We start from the raw sequence: 16,599 nt of genomic DNA on the forward strand, positions 1-16,599 counted from the left end.
GGGGCAGGCCTCCGCCGATTGGTACGGCGGTCCTGGCGCCGCAGAACGGCAGGTGTCGCCGTACTGGCCACCGTCGGACTGGCCGCCACCGCCTGCGCGGGGGCGGGTTCGTTCACCGACGGCGGCGGTGAGTCGGTCACCATCGCGCTGGTGTCCAACTCGCAGATGACCGACGCCATCTCGCTCTCGGGCCAGTTCGAGAAGGACAACCCCGGGGTGAAGCTCAAGTTCGTCACCCTCTCGGAGAACCAGGCTCGCGCCAAGATCACCGCATCGGTGTCCACCGGCGGCGGCGAGTTCGACGTGGTGATGATCAGCAACTACGAGACCAAGCAGTGGGCGGAGAACGGGTGGTTGGTCAACCTGACCCCGTACATGAACTCCGTGCCCGACTACGACGCGAACGACTTCATCCCCACCCTCAAGGACGCGCTGTCCTACCAGGGCGGGATGTACTCCGCACCGTTCTACGGGGAGTCGTCGTTCCTGATGTACAACAAGAAGATGTTCGCCCAGGCCGGCGTGAGCCTGCCCGCGAAACCCACCTGGCCGCAGGTGGCCGAGGTCGCCGCGAAACTCAACCGCGGCAACGTCTCCGGGATCTGCCTGCGCGGCAAACCCGGCTGGGGTGAGGTCCTCGCACCGCTCGACACCGTGATCAACGCCTTCGGCGGCCGGTGGTACGACGAGAACTGGAACGCCCAGCTGACCAGTCCGCAGGTGACCGCGGCGGTGAAGTTCTACGTCGACACCGTCCGCAAGTACGGCGAGCCCGGCGCGGCATCGTCCGGCTTCCAGGAATGCGGAAACCTGTTGTCGCAGGGGCAGACCGCCATGTGGTACGACGCGACGTCGGCGGTGTCGGTGCTGGAGAGCCCGGACACCTCGACCATCGCCGGCGATGTCGGCTACGCGCAGGCGCCCAGTATGGCCAAGGGCGACAACGGGTGGCTCTACACCTGGTCGTTGGGCATCCCGTCCTCCAGCAAGAAGAAGGACGACGCCTGGAAGTTCATCAACTGGATGACGAACAAGAAGTACATCGCCTACGTCGCCGACAAGCTCGGTGCGAGTCACGTCCCGCCCGGCAGCCGGCTCTCGACCTACGAGCTCCCCGCCTACAAGGAGGTCTCGCAGGACTTCGCCGAGCCGACACTGTCGGCGATGAAGGCGGCCGACCAGCTCAAGCCGTCACTCGAGCCCGTGCCGTACACCGGGGTCCAGTTCCTCGCCATCCCGGAGTTCCAGGACCTCGGAACTCGTGTCAGCCAACAGATCAGTGCCGCGATCGCGGGACAGATCAGCGTGGAGGACGCACTGAAGCAGTCGCAGACCTATGCCGAGACCGTCGGCAACACCTACAAGAACGAGAGGTGACCCGTGGCCACCGCACTTGTCGAACCGGACGCCCAGACGCCGCGGGAGTCCGCGCCGCTGACCTCCGGCCGCGATCACATCAGTCGTGCCGAGGGATGGCGACGACGGGGACCACTGCTGCCTGCGCTGATCTTCATGGTCATCGTCACCCAGATCCCGTTCATCGTGACGCTGTACTACTCGACGCAGTCCTGGAACCTGGTCCGTCCGGGTTCACGGGAGTTCAACTGGCTCAACAACTACGTCCAGGTCTTCAAGGACACCCAGTTCTGGACCGTCACCCTGAACACGGTGCTCCTCATCGTCGGGACGGTGATCATCTCGGTCGTGTTCGGCCTGATCTTCGCCCTGCTGCTGGACCGGAAGTTCATCGGCCGCAGCATCGTCCGCACCCTGCTGATCACCCCGTTCCTGGTGACCCCGGTCGCGTCGGCGCTGCTGTTCAAGACCAGCCTGCTCTCCCCCACCAGCGGCCTGCTCAACTACGCGCTGAGCCCGTTCGGCGTGAAGACAGACTGGCTCAGTGAGTACCCGCTGGCCAGTGTGATGGGGGAACTCGTCTGGCAGTGGACACCGTTCATGATGCTGCTGATCCTCGCCGGCCTGCAGTCGATGCCCAAGGACATCTCCGAGGCCGCGAAGGTCGACGGCGCCACCAGCTTCCGTCTCTTCCGCGAGCTGACCTTGCCCCACCTGCGCCGGTTCATCGAACTCGGCACCGTCCTCGGCGCGATCTACCTGGTCAACACCTTCGACGCGGTCTACATGATGACCTCCGGCGGACCCGGTGTGGCCAGCTCGAACCTGCCGTTCTACATCTACCAGCGGGCGTTCCTCGGCTTCGACATCGGCCAGGCCGCAGCCATGGGTGTGGTCACCGTCATCGGCACGATGGTCGTCGCGACGCTGGCCCTCCGACTCATCTTCAAGTCCTTCAGCGGAACCCAGGAGGCGGTCTGATGGCCACCACAACCCCCACCCGTCCCGTCACGACCGACTCGACACCGACCCCGGTGATCCGTCGCAAGCGACGGCCGCAGGCCGGTCTGCTGACCGCCTTCACCTGGATCCTGTCCATCGGGTTCTTCTTCCCGGTGCTCTGGATGGTGCTGACCGCGTTCAAGAAGGAGAGCGACGCCAACACCAACCCGCCGACGTTCTTCTTCACCCCGACGCTCGATCAGTTCCGCAACGTCTTCGACGCCGGAATCGGTACACCGCTGCTCAACTCGGTCTTCGCGACCGTCATGTCGACGATCCTGGTGTTGGCGCTCGGCGTGCCCGCCGCGTTCGCGTTGTCGCTGCGGCCGGTCCGCAAGACCTCCGATGCACTGTTCTTCTTCCTGAGCACGAAGATGCTGCCGATCGTCGCGGCGATCATCCCGCTGTACGTGATCGTCGGCAAGATCGGGATGCTCGACAACATCTGGACGCTGGTCATCCTCTACACGGCGATGAACCTGCCCATCGCGGTGTGGATGATGCGGTCGTTCTTCATGGAGGTCCCCAAGGAACTCCTCGAGGCCGCGAGCATCGACGGAGCGAGCCTGTGGACCTCGGTCCGCGAGGTCATCCTCCCGCTGATCTCCCCCGGCATCGCTGCCACCGCACTGATCTGCGTCATCTTCTCGTGGAACGAGTTCTTCTTCGCGGTCAACATGACCGCGGTGAACGCGCAGACGATGCCGGTGTTCCTGACCGGCTTCATGTCCGGACAGGGACTGTTCTGGGCGCAGCTCTCCGCGGCGTCGGTCCTGGCCGCGCTCCCGGTCGTCATCTGCGGCTGGATCGCGCAGAACAAGCTGGTCCGCGGCCTGTCCTTCGGTGCCATCAAGTGAGCGCCACTCCCTGACCGTCGTCACCTTCCTCTGAACACCTCCCACCACCCTCTTCCCTCCGAACACAGGAGATCACCATGGCTTCCATCACCTACGACAACGCCTGCTGCGTCTACCCCGGCGCCGACAAGCTGGCCGTCGACTCGCTCAACCTCGACATCGCCGACGGCGAGTTCGTCGTCCTCGTCGGACCGTCCGGGTCCGGCAAGTCCACCGCGCTGCGCATGCTCGCCGGCCTCGAGGAGATCGACAGCGGCGCGATCAACATCGGCGGCACCAACATGGTCGGCGTCGCGCCCAAGGACCGCGACATCGCGATGGTGTTCCAGAACTATGCGCTCTACCCCAACAAGACCGTCGGCGAGAACATGGGGTTCGCGCTGAAGATGCGGGGCATCGGCGTCGAGGAGCGCACGCAGAAGGTGGCCGACGCCGCGAAGCTGCTCGACCTCACCGACTTCCTCGACCGCAAGCCGGGCAAGCTCTCCGGCGGTCAGCGTCAGCGGGTCGCCATGGGGCGCGCCATCGTCCGTGACCCGCAGGTGTTCTGCATGGACGAGCCCCTGTCGAACCTCGACGCCAAGCTGCGCGTGCAGACCCGTACCCAGATCGCCGCCCTGCAGCGACGCCTCGGCACCACCACCGTCTACGTCACCCACGACCAGGTGGAGGCCATGACCATGGGCGACCGCGTCGCGGTGCTGCGCGACGGCAAGCTGCAGCAGTTCAGCACCCCGACCGAGCTCTACGACCGCCCGGTCAACGCGTTCGTCGCCGGGTTCATCGGCTCCCCCGCGATGAACCTGTTCACCGCGCCGCTCACCGACGACGGCGTCACCATCGGCGGATCCACCGTGGCCGTCCCCCGCACCGCGCTCTCCGGTATCGGCAAGCTGGGGCTCGACTCCGCGATTGTCGGGGTCCGCCCGGAGGCGTTCTCGCTCAGCGACACCGGCGACGGTGTGCCGGCCACGGTCAGCCTGCTCGAGGAGCTGGGCAGCGAGACCTACGTCTACGCGACGGTCGACGACCCGTCGGTGCGCACCATCGACGGCGGCGAGGTCACCCTGGTCACACGGACGTCCGTGCGCGGCCCGGCCAAGATCGGCGAGCAGATCCGGCTGCAGCAGTCCGAACCGACGGTGCACCTGTTCCACCCGACCACCGGGGAGCGCCTGGGCGACTGACGCCCCGGCCCCACCACGCGGCACCGACCCACCGTCCACTGCGGACGGTGGGTCGGTGCCGCTACGGTCAGGGGGTGGCCGAACAGCAGCGATACGAGGTGTGGGCACCGGACGCGACGTCGGTGTCGGTGGTGGTCGACGGGTCGTCGTCGCCGATGACCCGCGACGGTCAGTGGTGGCGATACGAGACGGCCGCAAGCGATCCCAGGCGCTACGGGTTCACCGTCGACGCCGCCGACGGCGACCCCACCGTCTTGCCCGACCCGCGGTCGCCCCGTCAGCCCGACGGCGTGCACTCGACCTCGGCGCCGTTCGTGGTCGACGAGACACTGTGGACCGATCAGGACTGGGCCGGTCGGCCGATCGCAGGCGCGGTCGTCTACGAACTGCACATCGGCACCTTCACCCCCGACGGCACCTTCGACGCGGCGATCGACCACCTCGACCACCTCGTCGACCTCGGTGTGCAGTTCGTCGAGGTCATGCCGATCAACGGGTTCAACGGCACCCACAACTGGGGCTACGACGGTGTCGCCTGGTACGCCGTACACGAGATCTACGGCGGCCCGGCGGGATTCGCACGGTTCGTCGACGCATGCCACGGCCGGGGACTCGGGGTCGTCCTCGACGTCGTCTACAACCACCTCGGTCCGTCCGGCAACTACCTGCCGCAGTTCGGTCCGTATCTCACCTCCGGCGCCAACACGTGGGGGCAGTCGCTGAACCTCGACCAGGCCGACTCCGACCCGGTGCGCGCCCACATCCTCGACAACGCACTGCGTTGGCTGCGCGAGTTCCACGTCGACGCACTGCGATTGGACGCGGTGCACGCCCTGGTCGATCACACCGCGATCCACCTGCTCGAGGAACTCGCGGTGCGGACCGACGCGTTGTCGGCCGAGGTCGGCCGACCGCTGTCACTGATCGCCGAGAGTGATCTCAACGACCCGCGGTTGATCACCGACCGCGGGCTCGGCGGCTACGGTCTCGCCGCCCAGTGGGACGACGACGTGCACCACGCCATCCACACCGCGGTGTCGGGCGAACGGCAGGGCTACTACGGCGATTTCGGCAGCTACGACTGCCTCGCGACGGTGCTGACCAAGGGTTTCTTCCACGCGGCGACGTACTCGTCGTTCCGCAGGCGACGCCACGGTCGCCCCATCGACCCGGCCGTCGTCCCGTCGACCTCGCTCGTCGTCTACACCTGCAACCACGACCAGATCGGCAATCGCGCCACCGGCGACCGACCCAGCGCCTACCTGACCCCGGGGCAGCTCGCGATCAAGGCCGCGCTGGTGCTCACGTCGGCGTTCACCCCGATGCTGTTCATGGGCGAGGAGTGGGCGGCATCGACCCCGTTCCAGTTCTTCACCTCCCACCCCGAGCCCGAACTCGGTGAGGCCACCGCGAAAGGACGCATCAGTGAGTTCGCCGACCACGGGTGGGATGCCGCGGAGATCCCCGACCCACAGGATCCGGAGACCTTCGCGCGGTCGAAGCTCGACTGGTCCGAACTCGACGAGCCCGGCCACCGCCGGATGCTGGAGTTCTACCGGTCGCTGATCGAGCTGCGTGCCGCGACGCCCGAGATCACCGACCGCCGCCTCGACTCGGTCGCGGTGGACTTCGACGAACAGGCAGGATGGTTCGCGATCCATCGCGGGGCCGTCACCGCGGTGTGTGTGCTCACCGATCAGGCGATCACCGTGCCGATCTCATTGACCCCGTTGCTCAGCTTCGACCCGGTCACCGTCGGTGACGGCGTGATCGAGTCGCCCGGGCACAACGTCGTCGTCGGCCGCCGACCGGGTGGCGCCTGAAATACCCGGGTCCGCGACGGTGTTGGCACTGGGGTGACTGTTCCGTACTCGCTCCTGGATCTCGCCCCTGTCGTCGACGGCACGTCCGTCGGGCAGGCGCTCAACCAATCGGTGGCCCTCGGTGTCGCCGCCGAGCAGTGGGGATACCGCCGCTTCTGGCTGGCCGAGCACCACAACATGCCGGGGATCGCGAGTTCCAGTCCGGCGATCGTCATCGGTCAGGTCGCCCGCGCCACATCGACGATCCGCGTCGGATCAGGCGGCATCATGCTGCCCAACCACGCCCCGCTGGTCATCGCCGAACAGTTCGGGACCCTCGACGCGATGTTCCCCGGCCGCATCGACCTGGGCATCGGGCGTGCGCCCGGCACCGACCAGGTGACCGCGCACGCGCTGCGCCGTAACCCCGGCGCACTCTCGGCCGAGGACTTCCCCCAGGAGCTCGCGCAGCTGCGTGCGTTCCTCGCGGGCGCGTTCCCGGCCGACCATCCGTACGCCGCCATCACCGCGGTGCCCGGAGAGGGCTCGAACCTGCAGATGTGGTTGCTCGGGTCGTCCACCTTCAGTGCCCAGCTCGCCGGCATGCTCGGTCTCCCGTTCGCCTTCGCCCGTCACTTCGCGCCGCGCGAGACCTTCGCCGCGCTGGCCGCCTACCGCGAGCGTTTCCGACCCAGCGCCGTACTCGACGAGCCCTACGCGATGGTCACCGCCACGGTGGTCGCCGCCGAGGACGACGAGACCGCGCGGTACCACTCCGGCCCGCAGCGGTTGGCGATGGCGCGACTGCGCAGCGGCACCCCCGGCCGCTACCCGACCGCCGAGGAAGCAGCCGCCAACCCGCTGACCCCCATGCAGGAATCCGCCGTGGCGGAGACGTCGTCGGCGTGGATCGTCGGTGGGCGCGACCATGTGGCCGACGAGTTGCGCAGCCTGGTCGAGTCGACCGCGGCGAACGAGATCATGGTCAGCTCGACTCTGGCCGACTTCGACGCCCGCCTCGAGTCGCACCGCATCACCGCCGAGGTCCTCGACGCGCTGGTGCCCGCGGCCTGATCGGTGACCATCGGTGACCGGAGTTCCCGCCGAGCGGGCATCCCGGCCACCTCTGGGGCTAGGTGAGGTAGCGGTACGCGGGCGAACCCGGCTCCAGGCGTTCGCTCTTCAGTCGTGACGCGCTCATCCGCTCGAGCAGCGGGCCCAGGTCGTTCGACGACCCGAGTTCGACGCCGACCAGGGCCGCGCCGGTCTCCCGGTTGTTGCGCTTGACGTACTCGAACATGGTGACGTCGTCGTCGGGGCCGAGCACCTCGTCGAGGAACCCGCGCAGCGCGCCCGGCTCCTGCGGGAAGTCCACCAGGAAGTAGTGCTTCAGCCCGCGGTGCACCAGGGACCGTTCGATGATCTCGCCGTAGCGGGACACGTCGTTGTTGCCGCCGGAGAGCAGGCAGACAACGGTCGATCCGGGGTCGAACCGTAGGTCGCTCAGCGCGGCGACGGCCAACGCGCCTGCGGGCTCGGCGATGATCCCGTCGTCCTGGTAGAGCTCCAGCATCGATGAGCAGAGCGCACCCTCGTCGATGTGCATGACATGTGCCGATCCCGTCGCGAGGGGGTCCGTCAGCGGCCCGACGGTGGCGCCCGACGGGAGGTCGGGGTGCGCGGCGACAGCGGGTCGTAGTCGTGACACGACGTCGTATCCCAGGCCGCCGATCCGTCGGACGGCCGCACCGTCGACGAAGGGGTCGAGTTCGTCGAGGGTGACCGGTCCGCCGGCGACCAGAGCCGCCGACAACGATGCCGCCCCCGTCGGCTCGACGCCCACGATCGCCACATCGGGGCTCTGCGCCCGCAGGTAGGTGGCCATGCCGGCCAGGCATCCGCCGCCACCGACCGGCGCGATCACTACGTCGGGGACCCGGCCGAGCTGGTCGACGATCTCGAGCGCGATGGTGCCCTGACCGGCTGCGGTGCGAGGGTCGTCGAACGCGTGGATCCAGGTCGCCCCGGTCCGCATCACGTCGGTCTGCGCGGCGGCGGCGGCCGCGTCGTAGGTGTCACCGACCGCGATCAGCTCGATGAACTCGCCTCCGTGCCAACGGATCCGGTCGCACTTCTGCTTCGGCGTGGTGGTGGGGACATAGATTCGACCCTGCACGCCCATCGCGGCGCAGGCATAGGCCACGCCCTGCGCATGGTTTCCGGCGCTCGCCGCGACCACGCCTGCGGCGCGTTCGTCGGCACTGAGCATGGCCATGACGTTGTATGCGCCGCGGATCTTGTAGGACCGAACCGACTGGAGATCCTCGCGTTTGACGTAGACCCGGGCGCCGGTGCGCGCGGAGAGCCGCGCGTTGTGTTGCAGCGGCGACACCTGTACCGCCTCGCGAATCCGCGCCGCCGCCGCACGAATGGACGTCGCGTCCAGAGCGGGGCGCGACGTGGAGTCGTGCGAGGACAGCGGCGGATCGGCGACGGGCTGCGGGCTACTCACGCTCACCATCGTCTCACCACGTGAGCGACGGTGTGGGCAGTGCCCGCAGCCGCGCGCCGAGTTGTCAGCTCGTGGGAGCCGGCTCGAGCACGAAGACCGGGATCTCCCGGTCGGTCTTCTCCTGGTAGTCGGCGTAGGGCGGGTACGCCTCGACGGCGCGATCCCACCAGGTCTGCTTCTCGCCGCCGAAGACCTCACGGGCGACGAAATCGTTCACATCGGTGCCGTCTCGCAGCTCCACACGCGGGTTGGCGGCGATGTTGAAGTACCAGACCGGGTGCTTCGGGGCACCGCCGAGCGACGCGACGACCGCGTAATGGCCCTCGTGCTCGACCCGCATCAGCGGGGTCTTGCGCAGCTTGCCGGACTTGTTGCCGATGGTGGTCAGCACCACGACGGGCATCCCCTGCATGTCGGTGCCCTCGGTGCCACCCGACTGTTCGATCTTCTCGGCCTGTTCCCGGGCCCAGTCGCTGGTGCTCGGTGCGTATTCGCCCTCTAGTGGCATGTTCTACGTTTCCTTTCGGTCGTGAGTACGGGTCTCCGAACTTATGGCTGCGGAGTGCCCTATACTGGAGTTCACCGACCAGGATCTCTGACTATCCCGCCCGATGTACCGCACGAATCGAGTCTGACATGACGACGCTCACCGCGACCACGGTCTCGCCGCGCGAGGCCCGTACGCCCGCCCCGACCGTCGAGATCGCCGGCGTCGACTGGCCGCTGTACAAGCTGCAAGCCGTTGCGTTCGGGCTGGTCGTCGCACTGCTGGTCGGCATCGTCACCGAATCGGCCGAGTGGACCGCGTGGACGCTCACCATCGCCACCGCGGCCGTGTGGTGGCTGCGCCGGGCCGCACACCGCCGACTGCGCTAGCTGCCGGTCTCGAAGAACCCCACGACCAACTCGCCGGCCTCGTCGATCGGCGTCGTGCCCACCGGCGGCGGTGCAGCGGCCCGCCCGGAGAGAATCTCGCGCGCGAAGGCGGGGCGGGCGTCTGTCAGCCATGCGAGCACGCGTCCGCTCGACGCGTGCAGCACCGCCGACGATGTCCCCGTGTGTGCAGCCACCGCCCGGAGTGCGACGCGCGGGAGCAACTCGTCGTCCGCCTCGGCCAGTGTCTCGGGTAGTCGCACCGAGACACCGAGGACACACGGCCCGTCGAAGGTGGCCACGACCCGCATCGCGTAGCGCTCGACGGTGCCGTCCGTACGGATCCAGTCGCCACCGAACCGATCGCCGATCCCGGCGCCGTGGACGTCGACCACGGTGCGGCGGATGTCGGACAGACGAGCGCATCCCGAGAGCCAGTCGGTCATGGTGCGGTTCTGCGGGTCGTCGACGAACTGCGGTGAGATCGGGTCGGCGAGTTCCCATGCGAACGCCCACACCGGCGGTTCGGGCGGCGGCGTCTCGGTGGCATCGCCGATCCACATGAGGATGGCGTGCACCTGACGCGACGGCCCCAGGACTGGATGTGCCAGGGCCAATCGCGGGCCCCCGACGTCGAGGAGTACCTGCGACTGCTTCAGATTGTTGAGGACGGTGTCGAGCAACTGCAGGACGGTCGTGTACACCGAACCGCGGAACATGTTGGAAACCGGACGCCACTGCTTCGAGCGGGGTCCGACCATCACCACCGAGGGCGTCGACCCCGAGGTCTCGACCAGGAACCAGCCTTCGCCCACGTCGCCTCCGTCATCCCCGCCACGGACACTGCCGTCGGGCGCCACACGTTATCAGCGACTCAACGGGCAGCGCAGTCCCCAATGCCCGTCGAGGACCTTCACCATCTGAGCCACATCGGATCCCGCACCCGACCACGCGACGTAGCCATCCGGCCGCAGGACGACGATCTCCGGGTACGACTCCGGCAGCCCCTCGGCGACGACCACGTCGGCGAACGGCACCTCGGTCGTCGCCGCGATGCGATCACTCGCCGGCGCGTCGGCCAGCACCACGATGCGCCCAGGGGCCAGCAACGCCGACACCGTCGTGCGGGTGCCGTCGGCGACGAACTCGTGGTCCGGGAGGAACTCGCCGTCGAGCTCGCCGACCGACGAACCGGCCGACTCGTACCGCAACGAGTGCCCGTTGATCTTGTCACCGAGCCAGTCGTGGGTGTCGTTGTTGCACAGCATCTGCGAGACCATCCGGCGCATCGGGTCCTGCGAGGCATCGGGATTCATGATCGACGACTGGAGGCGGGTGTTGTCGATGACCCACTGCCCCACGGGTTGACGTTCCGCGGAATACGTGTCGAGCAATGAGTCGTCGGCGGCACCGGTCACCACCGCGGCCAACTTCCATCCCAGGTTCACCGCGTCGGAGATGCCGGTGTTGAGTCCCTGTCCGCCGAGTGGGTAGTGGATGTGCGCGGCGTCGCCGGCCAGGAACAGTCGCCCGTCGCGATAGTCGTGCACGATCCGGCTGAAGTCGCTGAACCTGTTGAGGTAGTGCGGCGACTCGAGTTCGACGTGCGACCCGACCACGCGGTCGATCGCGGAGCCGAACTCCTCCGGCGTGACCGGCGCATGTCGGTCGACGACGGGACCGTCGAACTCGAACACGATGATCCGGCTGTCGCCGTACCGGTTCAGGTTGAGCAACGTCCATCCCGCGTCGGTGTGGTTCCAGCCGCCACGCAGATGTTCGGGGTGCGGCAGCTGCGCGAGGCCGAGGATCGCGCGCATCGTCGGCGCGTACTCGGTCGTGTCGAACTGTCCCGACCGCAGCACCGCGCTGCGGCCGCCGTCGGCACCGACGACGTAGCGCGCAGAGTAACGTTGCTCGCTACCGGCGGCGTCATGGCCGATCACCGTGGCGTGGTCGGCTGACTGCTGCACCGAGGCGACCGTGATCCCCCGGATCACCCGTGCCCCATGCGATGTGGCCTTGACTGCGATCGCGCGCTCGAGGTCGGCCTGGGCGATGCCCATCATGACCGGCCCGTCGATGGTGCGCGATCGCAGGGTGAGCCACGGATAGCCCGCGAACTGGAACAGCTCCGAGGAGATCGCCGTGTGATCGTTGGTGCGGCGGGGTACGGCGACGACCTGTCGGCGGGCCAGTGTCGCGATGGCCCGCGCGTGATAGGTACCCGCCTTCGGGTACTCGCTCACAGCGTCCCGGCTCTCCAACACCACCGCCGAGATATCGTGCAGCGCCAGCTCGTTGGCGACCAACATCCCCACCGGTCCACCGCCGACCACGATCACGTCGTACATCTACACGATCCTCCTCGCACCGAGATCCACCGGCAGTGCGGCCGGTCGCCGCAATCCCGTCCCCAGATCCCATTCGACATCCGACGGAGCCACACGCAGCGCAAGATCGGGATAGCGCGTCACGACTCGGGTGAGGATCGCGATCAGCTCGGTCTGCGCGAGCGCCGACCCCATGCAGCGGTGCATTCCGTAGCCGTACTGCAGGTGCCGCCCGCGCGGGCGATCCAGCCGGATCTCCAGCGGCGCATCGAACACGGCCGGATCGCGGTTGGCTGCGTTGATGTGGGGGTAGACGATCGCACCCGCAGGCAGCGTCCCCGCCGACGTGTGGAGGGGACGGGTCAGTTCCCGGGGAAATGACCCCGGCGTGCCGAGCGGCATCAACCGCATGATCTCCTCCACCAGGTCCGGCACGAGTGCCGGATCATCGACCACCTGTGCATAGAGATCACGATGTGCCAGTGCGGCATACAGCGTCTTGACCAACATCGTCGCGACGTTGTTGTCGCCTCCCAGGACGATACCCATCACCGTCCCGCTGATCAGGGTGTCGTCGACGGCGGCGAACTCCGGCTGCCGCGCCCGGCGCTTGTAGGTCGCGAGCAACCCGCTGTCGTCGTGGTCGGAGTCGTCGGCGACGAGGTGCTGCACCCAGCCGTAGAGCTCGATCCACGAGTCGACGATGAGCGGGATCTCGTCGCGCCGGGCCAGCTGGATCCGCCGACCGAGCTCGTTCATCCACGGCGCGTGATCGCGTGAGATACCGAGCAGCGTGCACACGACCTGCGCCGGCACCAGCCGGAAGACCTCGGTCATGATGTCGGGTTCGGCGGCGGTGTCGAGTGCGTCGAACGCGGCGTCGGCCAGTGTGCGGATGGTCGGTTCGAGTCCGGCCATCGACCGCGCGGAGAACTCGTGCGACACGAATTCCCGCACCACGCCGTGCACGGGAGCATCGAGGTTGATGAGCACCTCCGGCGCCCAGTTCGTGGGCATGAACGACGGTCCCCCGTCGACATTGCACAGGGCTCGACTGGCCGTGCGGTCGAGCATCAGCGTCTTGACGTCGACATGAGAGGTCAGGCAGATCGCCGTGTGCCCACTGGGCAGTTCGATGTGCTGGTGTCCGTCGTCGCTCGGCAGCTCGCGGACGTAGGGATGCGGGGTGTCGAGTCTCGGGATGTCGACGACCAGCGGGGTCGAGGAAACCGCACCGGGGCGGTGAATGGTCTCGGTCATTGTCGGATCTCCTCGTGATCGAAGGCGAGAGCAGCGTCGACGCCAGGGGCGTCGTCGACGGGAAGGGCTGCGGGAGCGGCCACGGGCCGACGCAGCAGGAGCGATACCAGCACTGTCAGGACCACTCCCAGGGCGGCGAGCACCCAGAGCAACGGCGTGAACCCGTCGGCGAAGGCGGCACGCAGCAGGCCGGTGTCGACGGTGCGGTCGACACCGCCGATCTCGCCGGTGACCACCTTGTCGACGATGCCCTCGCGGGTACCGGCCCCCAGGGAGTCGGGCAGTCGATCCCGGACCTCGCCACCGACGCCTGCGGTCAGCGCGCTGGCGAACACCGCGACCACGAGTGCCTCGCTGCCGAGGCGGACCGTCGACACCAGTCCGGACACCATGCCCGAGCGCTCCGGGGCGACCGAGCCGATCGCCTGGCCGTCCACCAACCCGACACCGAGCCCGAAGCCGAGCCCGAGCAGCAGGAACGGCGCCACGATGATGCCGATGTTCTCCTCGGTCCCGACCAGGGTGAGGCCGGCCGCTCCGGCCACGAAGAGCAGGACGCTGCCGCCGAGGATCACCCACACCGGCACGCCCCGGGTGTGCAACGCTCCGGCGATCAGCGGGCCGACAATGACCGGGACGGTCATGATCAGCATCAGCAGGCCGACGACACCGGTCCCCAACTCCCACACCGTCGACAGGAAGGTCGGGTAGTAGGTGAGCAGGGTGACGAAACCGACCGCGCCGGCGACAGGCACGGCGAGCAGACCGACCAGTCGCGCGGAGCGCAGCAGGCTCAGGTCGAGCAGCGGGTGATCGGTGGTCAGTTCGATGCGGATGAATGCGCCGAACACCGCCACGCCCGCGACGAGCATCCCGAGCGTGGCCGGTGAATCCCACCCCCACGAATCCGATTGCACGACAGCGGCTATGACCAGCGTCAGGGACGCGGCAAAGGCCACTGCGCCGGGGTAGTCCAGACGACCGCCGGTCTGTGCGGGGGTGTCGTGCACGTTGGAGGCGATGACCAGTGCCGCCGACACCGCGATGACGACTGCGTTGAACCAGAAGATGCCCGACCACCCGACGAGGGCGATGGCCGTCGACGAGATGGTGGGGCCGAGGCCGAGTCCCACTCCGGCCGCGGTACCGAACAACGCGAAGGCCCGCGCCGCGGCGGCACCGGAGAAGGTGATGGCCAACAAGGCGCCCGAGCACGCGAATATGATCGCGGCGCCGACTCCGGCGAGTGCACGACCGATGTCGAGCAGGATCAGCGAGGGTGCGAGCGCGCTGAGAACCGCCGCTCCGGCGAACAGCGCGCCGCCGAGGACGAGACCGCGGCGCCGACCGAGATGATCGGCAATCGATCCGGCCACCAGGCTGAACACCGCGAAGGTGAGGTTGAACCCGTTGACCACCCACTGCAGCAACGACGGTGTCGATCCGAGATCGGCGGCGATGTGTGGCAGTGCCACACCGGTTCCCGACACACCGGTCGGCACGACGACCACACCGAGGAGGATCGCAGCCAGCAGGAGGTTGGGTCTGGCGGGCGATGTGGCCCGTACGGATGGGGCGGGTGCGGTCATGCGATGGTCTCCCTGTCTGTGGTGATCGCTGCTGCGATGGCGTCGTCCGCGGCGGCCCCGTCCTGGGCACGCAGGAGCGCGGCCAGGTCGGCGAGGGTCTGGTCGTTGTCGACGAAACGCACCGCTCCCCAGCCGGCTCTGCGTGCGGCGGCACAGTTGGATTCGAGATCGTCGACGAGGATCGCGGTACCCGGTGCGGCACCGATCCGGTTCTCGGAGATCGCGAAGATCTCCGGTTCGGGTTTGCGGCAACCGACGTCGTAGGAGTCGACGATCGCGTCGACGTCCTCGTCGAGGCCCACCATCGGGCGCCAGTGAGCTTCCCACTCACGCACGTTGTTGGTGAGGATGCCCACCCGGTAGCCCCGCGCCTTCAGCTCGAAGACGAGTCGGCGCATGGTCGCGTTGACCTGATGGCCCGCGAACCACTGACGGCCGAAATCGAGGTCCGACCGCGACACGTCGACACCTCGGCAGGTGAGCCACCGGTGCATCCGACGGACCCACTCGACCTCGGTCAGGAGGCCGAGTTCGACGGGGGCGAGCACATCGACGCCCAAACCGTCGGCGACGCCGGCCATCGCGGCCTTGAGATCGGCCGGGGCGATGCCGGTCACGCGCTCGTACTCGAGGAACAGGTCCTCGATCGGCGGTGAGAGCACGCCGCCGAAGTCGAGGAACACCGTCGTGTACCGCGTCGCCTCGGTCACCGGAGGGACGGAGTCGATGCGCACCGAGGCCGTCATCGCTGGACCGTCGCGTGTGCTCGGGCGTGCGATCGGGCGAAGACCACTCCGCACGACGCGATGGTCACGCCTTCCTGCGTGATGTCGACGTCGAAGCCGACCACCTGATCGCAGGTGTCGGTCTGCGGCCGGACCAGCGCGCTGGTCGGCAGGTCGAGTTCACCGAAACGCGTGAATGTCGCCGACAGCGAACGGATCCGGAGACGCCGTGCGCTGAGACCGAAATACTCGTCGGCGCCGACGATCCCCGCCTGGCGAACCGCCTCGAAGATCACCGCGCCCGGGATGTGGTCGAGCGGGTGATCGAACAGACTCGGGTGATGCTGGTCGACGAGGACGTCGATGTCGAACCCGGCGGGGACGTGCCGCGCCGCGCCGACCACCACGTTGCGGCTCAGACCACGGCCCAGCGCCTCGGGCTGGTGGGCACCGACACTGCGGTGCGGATGCCTGCCGGGCAACGGTTCGATGCCCGGTCGGTATTCCGCCAGTCCCAGTTTCGCGCGCCCGGATGCCCGGATCCGCGCCCAGATCGGCTTCGGCATCCACTGGATCGACATCGTCATGGTCACCGCCGCCACACCGGCGAGTGTCACCGTCATGTCGAGCGTGATCCCGATGATCGTCTCGTCGCGCACCTTCTCACCGACGATCACCGCACTGAGCTCCCCGGTACCCGGTACCGAGGCCACCGTCATCGCGTCGTCGGAGACCACGCTGATCGCACCGGCGTTGAAGATGAAGGACTGATCGAACTCGACCCCGACGTGCCGGTGCGCGATGAGAATCGATGCCTGCCGGAAGCACTCGAGGACGAGCAGCGGGTCGTACCGCCCCGCGGCCGGCCCCACATGATCGCTGTAGTAGCTATGCGACTTCGGGAAGTGCACGCCCACACGGAAGTTGGGGTAGCGATCGCAGATGATGTCGGTGAGGTAGACCTCCGACAGTGCGTCGCGGTGGACGTGCTCACGCGGCACGAGGGTCGAATGGGAGAGACGAGGTTGCAGAGTGGATGTCACCGGTTGGCCCCTTGCTGAGAGTTCGGACGGCAGCACGGTCATGTGATGTCGCTGCGCGAC

At 67.9% G+C, this 16,599-nt stretch carries 15 protein-coding genes; 7 read left to right on the forward strand and 8 right to left on the reverse strand.

All coding sequences use genetic code 11. The annotated features are described in order from the left end of the window. The first annotated feature begins 18 nt into the window (after positions 1 to 18). From LX13_RS13835 to LX13_RS13860, 6 genes are all read left to right on the forward strand, one after another. The gene (locus LX13_RS13835) at positions 19 to 1,377 is read left to right on the forward strand and encodes an ABC transporter substrate-binding protein (protein ID WP_372499942.1); all 1,359 of its coding nucleotides are present in this window, start codon (positions 19 to 21) and stop codon (positions 1,375 to 1,377) included. A gap of 3 nt (positions 1,378 to 1,380) precedes the next feature. Beyond that, complete coding sequence (locus tag LX13_RS13840; protein ID WP_253661930.1) at positions 1,381 to 2,337, forward strand: carbohydrate ABC transporter permease; 957 nt, start codon at positions 1,381 to 1,383, stop codon at positions 2,335 to 2,337. Beyond that, entirely contained in the window at positions 2,337 to 3,215 is an 879-nt protein-coding gene (locus LX13_RS13845) for a carbohydrate ABC transporter permease (protein WP_253661931.1), read from the forward strand. Before LX13_RS13840 ends, LX13_RS13845 begins: the two co-directional genes overlap by 1 nt. Positions 3,216 to 3,292: 77 nt before the next feature. Then, positions 3,293 to 4,402, forward strand: coding sequence for an ABC transporter ATP-binding protein (locus LX13_RS13850; RefSeq protein ID WP_253661932.1), 1,110 nt, complete (start codon positions 3,293 to 3,295; stop codon positions 4,400 to 4,402). A 74-nt stretch (positions 4,403 to 4,476) separates the two neighbouring features. Beyond that, entirely contained in the window at positions 4,477 to 6,225 is a 1,749-nt protein-coding gene (treZ, locus tag LX13_RS13855) for a malto-oligosyltrehalose trehalohydrolase (RefSeq protein WP_253661933.1), read from the forward strand. A 33-nt stretch (positions 6,226 to 6,258) separates the two neighbouring features. Then, a complete protein-coding gene (locus tag LX13_RS13860; RefSeq protein WP_253661934.1) occupies positions 6,259 to 7,278 on the forward strand; it encodes an LLM class flavin-dependent oxidoreductase in 1,020 nt (339 codons plus the stop codon). A 58-nt stretch (positions 7,279 to 7,336) separates the two neighbouring features. Here LX13_RS13860 and ilvA read toward each other — a convergent pair whose 3' ends face one another. Both ilvA and LX13_RS13870 read right to left on the reverse strand, forming a co-directional pair. Further along, positions 7,337 to 8,725: a threonine ammonia-lyase IlvA gene (gene ilvA / locus LX13_RS13865; RefSeq protein WP_253661935.1), complete on the reverse strand. Its 1,389-nt coding sequence runs from the start codon at positions 8,723 to 8,725 to the stop codon at positions 7,337 to 7,339. Between the two features lie 55 nt (positions 8,726 to 8,780). Then, positions 8,781 to 9,224 (reverse strand): nitroreductase family deazaflavin-dependent oxidoreductase, encoded by a 444-nt coding sequence (locus tag LX13_RS13870; protein ID WP_253661936.1) that lies wholly within the window; start codon positions 9,222 to 9,224, stop codon positions 8,781 to 8,783. A gap of 128 nt (positions 9,225 to 9,352) precedes the next feature. On the opposite strand from LX13_RS13870, the gene LX13_RS13875 reads away from it, so the two are divergent. Then, the gene (locus LX13_RS13875; RefSeq protein ID WP_253661937.1) at positions 9,353 to 9,592 is read left to right on the forward strand and encodes a hypothetical protein; all 240 of its coding nucleotides are present in this window, start codon (positions 9,353 to 9,355) and stop codon (positions 9,590 to 9,592) included. Here LX13_RS13875 and LX13_RS13880 read toward each other — a convergent pair. The 6 genes from LX13_RS13880 to LX13_RS13905 are packed head-to-tail and all read right to left on the reverse strand — an operon-like array spanning position 9,589 to position 16,539. Beyond that, complete coding sequence (locus LX13_RS13880; RefSeq protein ID WP_253661938.1) at positions 9,589 to 10,404, reverse strand: GAF domain-containing protein; 816 nt, start codon at positions 10,402 to 10,404, stop codon at positions 9,589 to 9,591. The genes LX13_RS13875 and LX13_RS13880 overlap by 4 nt on opposite strands. Before the next feature lie 51 nt (positions 10,405 to 10,455). Further along, the gene (locus LX13_RS13885) at positions 10,456 to 11,943 is read right to left on the reverse strand and encodes an FAD-dependent monooxygenase (RefSeq protein WP_253661939.1); all 1,488 of its coding nucleotides are present in this window, start codon (positions 11,941 to 11,943) and stop codon (positions 10,456 to 10,458) included. Next, the gene (locus LX13_RS13890; RefSeq protein ID WP_253661940.1) at positions 11,944 to 13,182 is read right to left on the reverse strand and encodes a cytochrome P450; all 1,239 of its coding nucleotides are present in this window, start codon (positions 13,180 to 13,182) and stop codon (positions 11,944 to 11,946) included. After that, positions 13,179 to 14,771: an MFS transporter gene (locus tag LX13_RS13895; protein ID WP_253661941.1), complete on the reverse strand. Its 1,593-nt coding sequence runs from the start codon at positions 14,769 to 14,771 to the stop codon at positions 13,179 to 13,181. The genes LX13_RS13890 and LX13_RS13895 overlap by 4 nt, the downstream gene beginning before the upstream one ends. Continuing rightward, positions 14,768 to 15,517: an HAD-IA family hydrolase gene (locus LX13_RS13900; protein WP_253661942.1), complete on the reverse strand. Its 750-nt coding sequence runs from the start codon at positions 15,515 to 15,517 to the stop codon at positions 14,768 to 14,770. Before LX13_RS13900 ends, LX13_RS13895 begins: the two co-directional genes overlap by 4 nt. After that, the gene (locus LX13_RS13905; RefSeq protein WP_253661943.1) at positions 15,514 to 16,539 is read right to left on the reverse strand and encodes an AfsA-related hotdog domain-containing protein; all 1,026 of its coding nucleotides are present in this window, start codon (positions 16,537 to 16,539) and stop codon (positions 15,514 to 15,516) included. Before LX13_RS13905 ends, LX13_RS13900 begins: the two co-directional genes overlap by 4 nt. Between the last annotated feature and the right edge of the window lie 60 nt (positions 16,540 to 16,599).

The organism is Williamsia maris (genome assembly GCF_024171815.1).
Lineage (GTDB): Bacteria > Actinomycetota > Actinomycetes > Mycobacteriales > Mycobacteriaceae > Williamsia_A > Williamsia_A maris.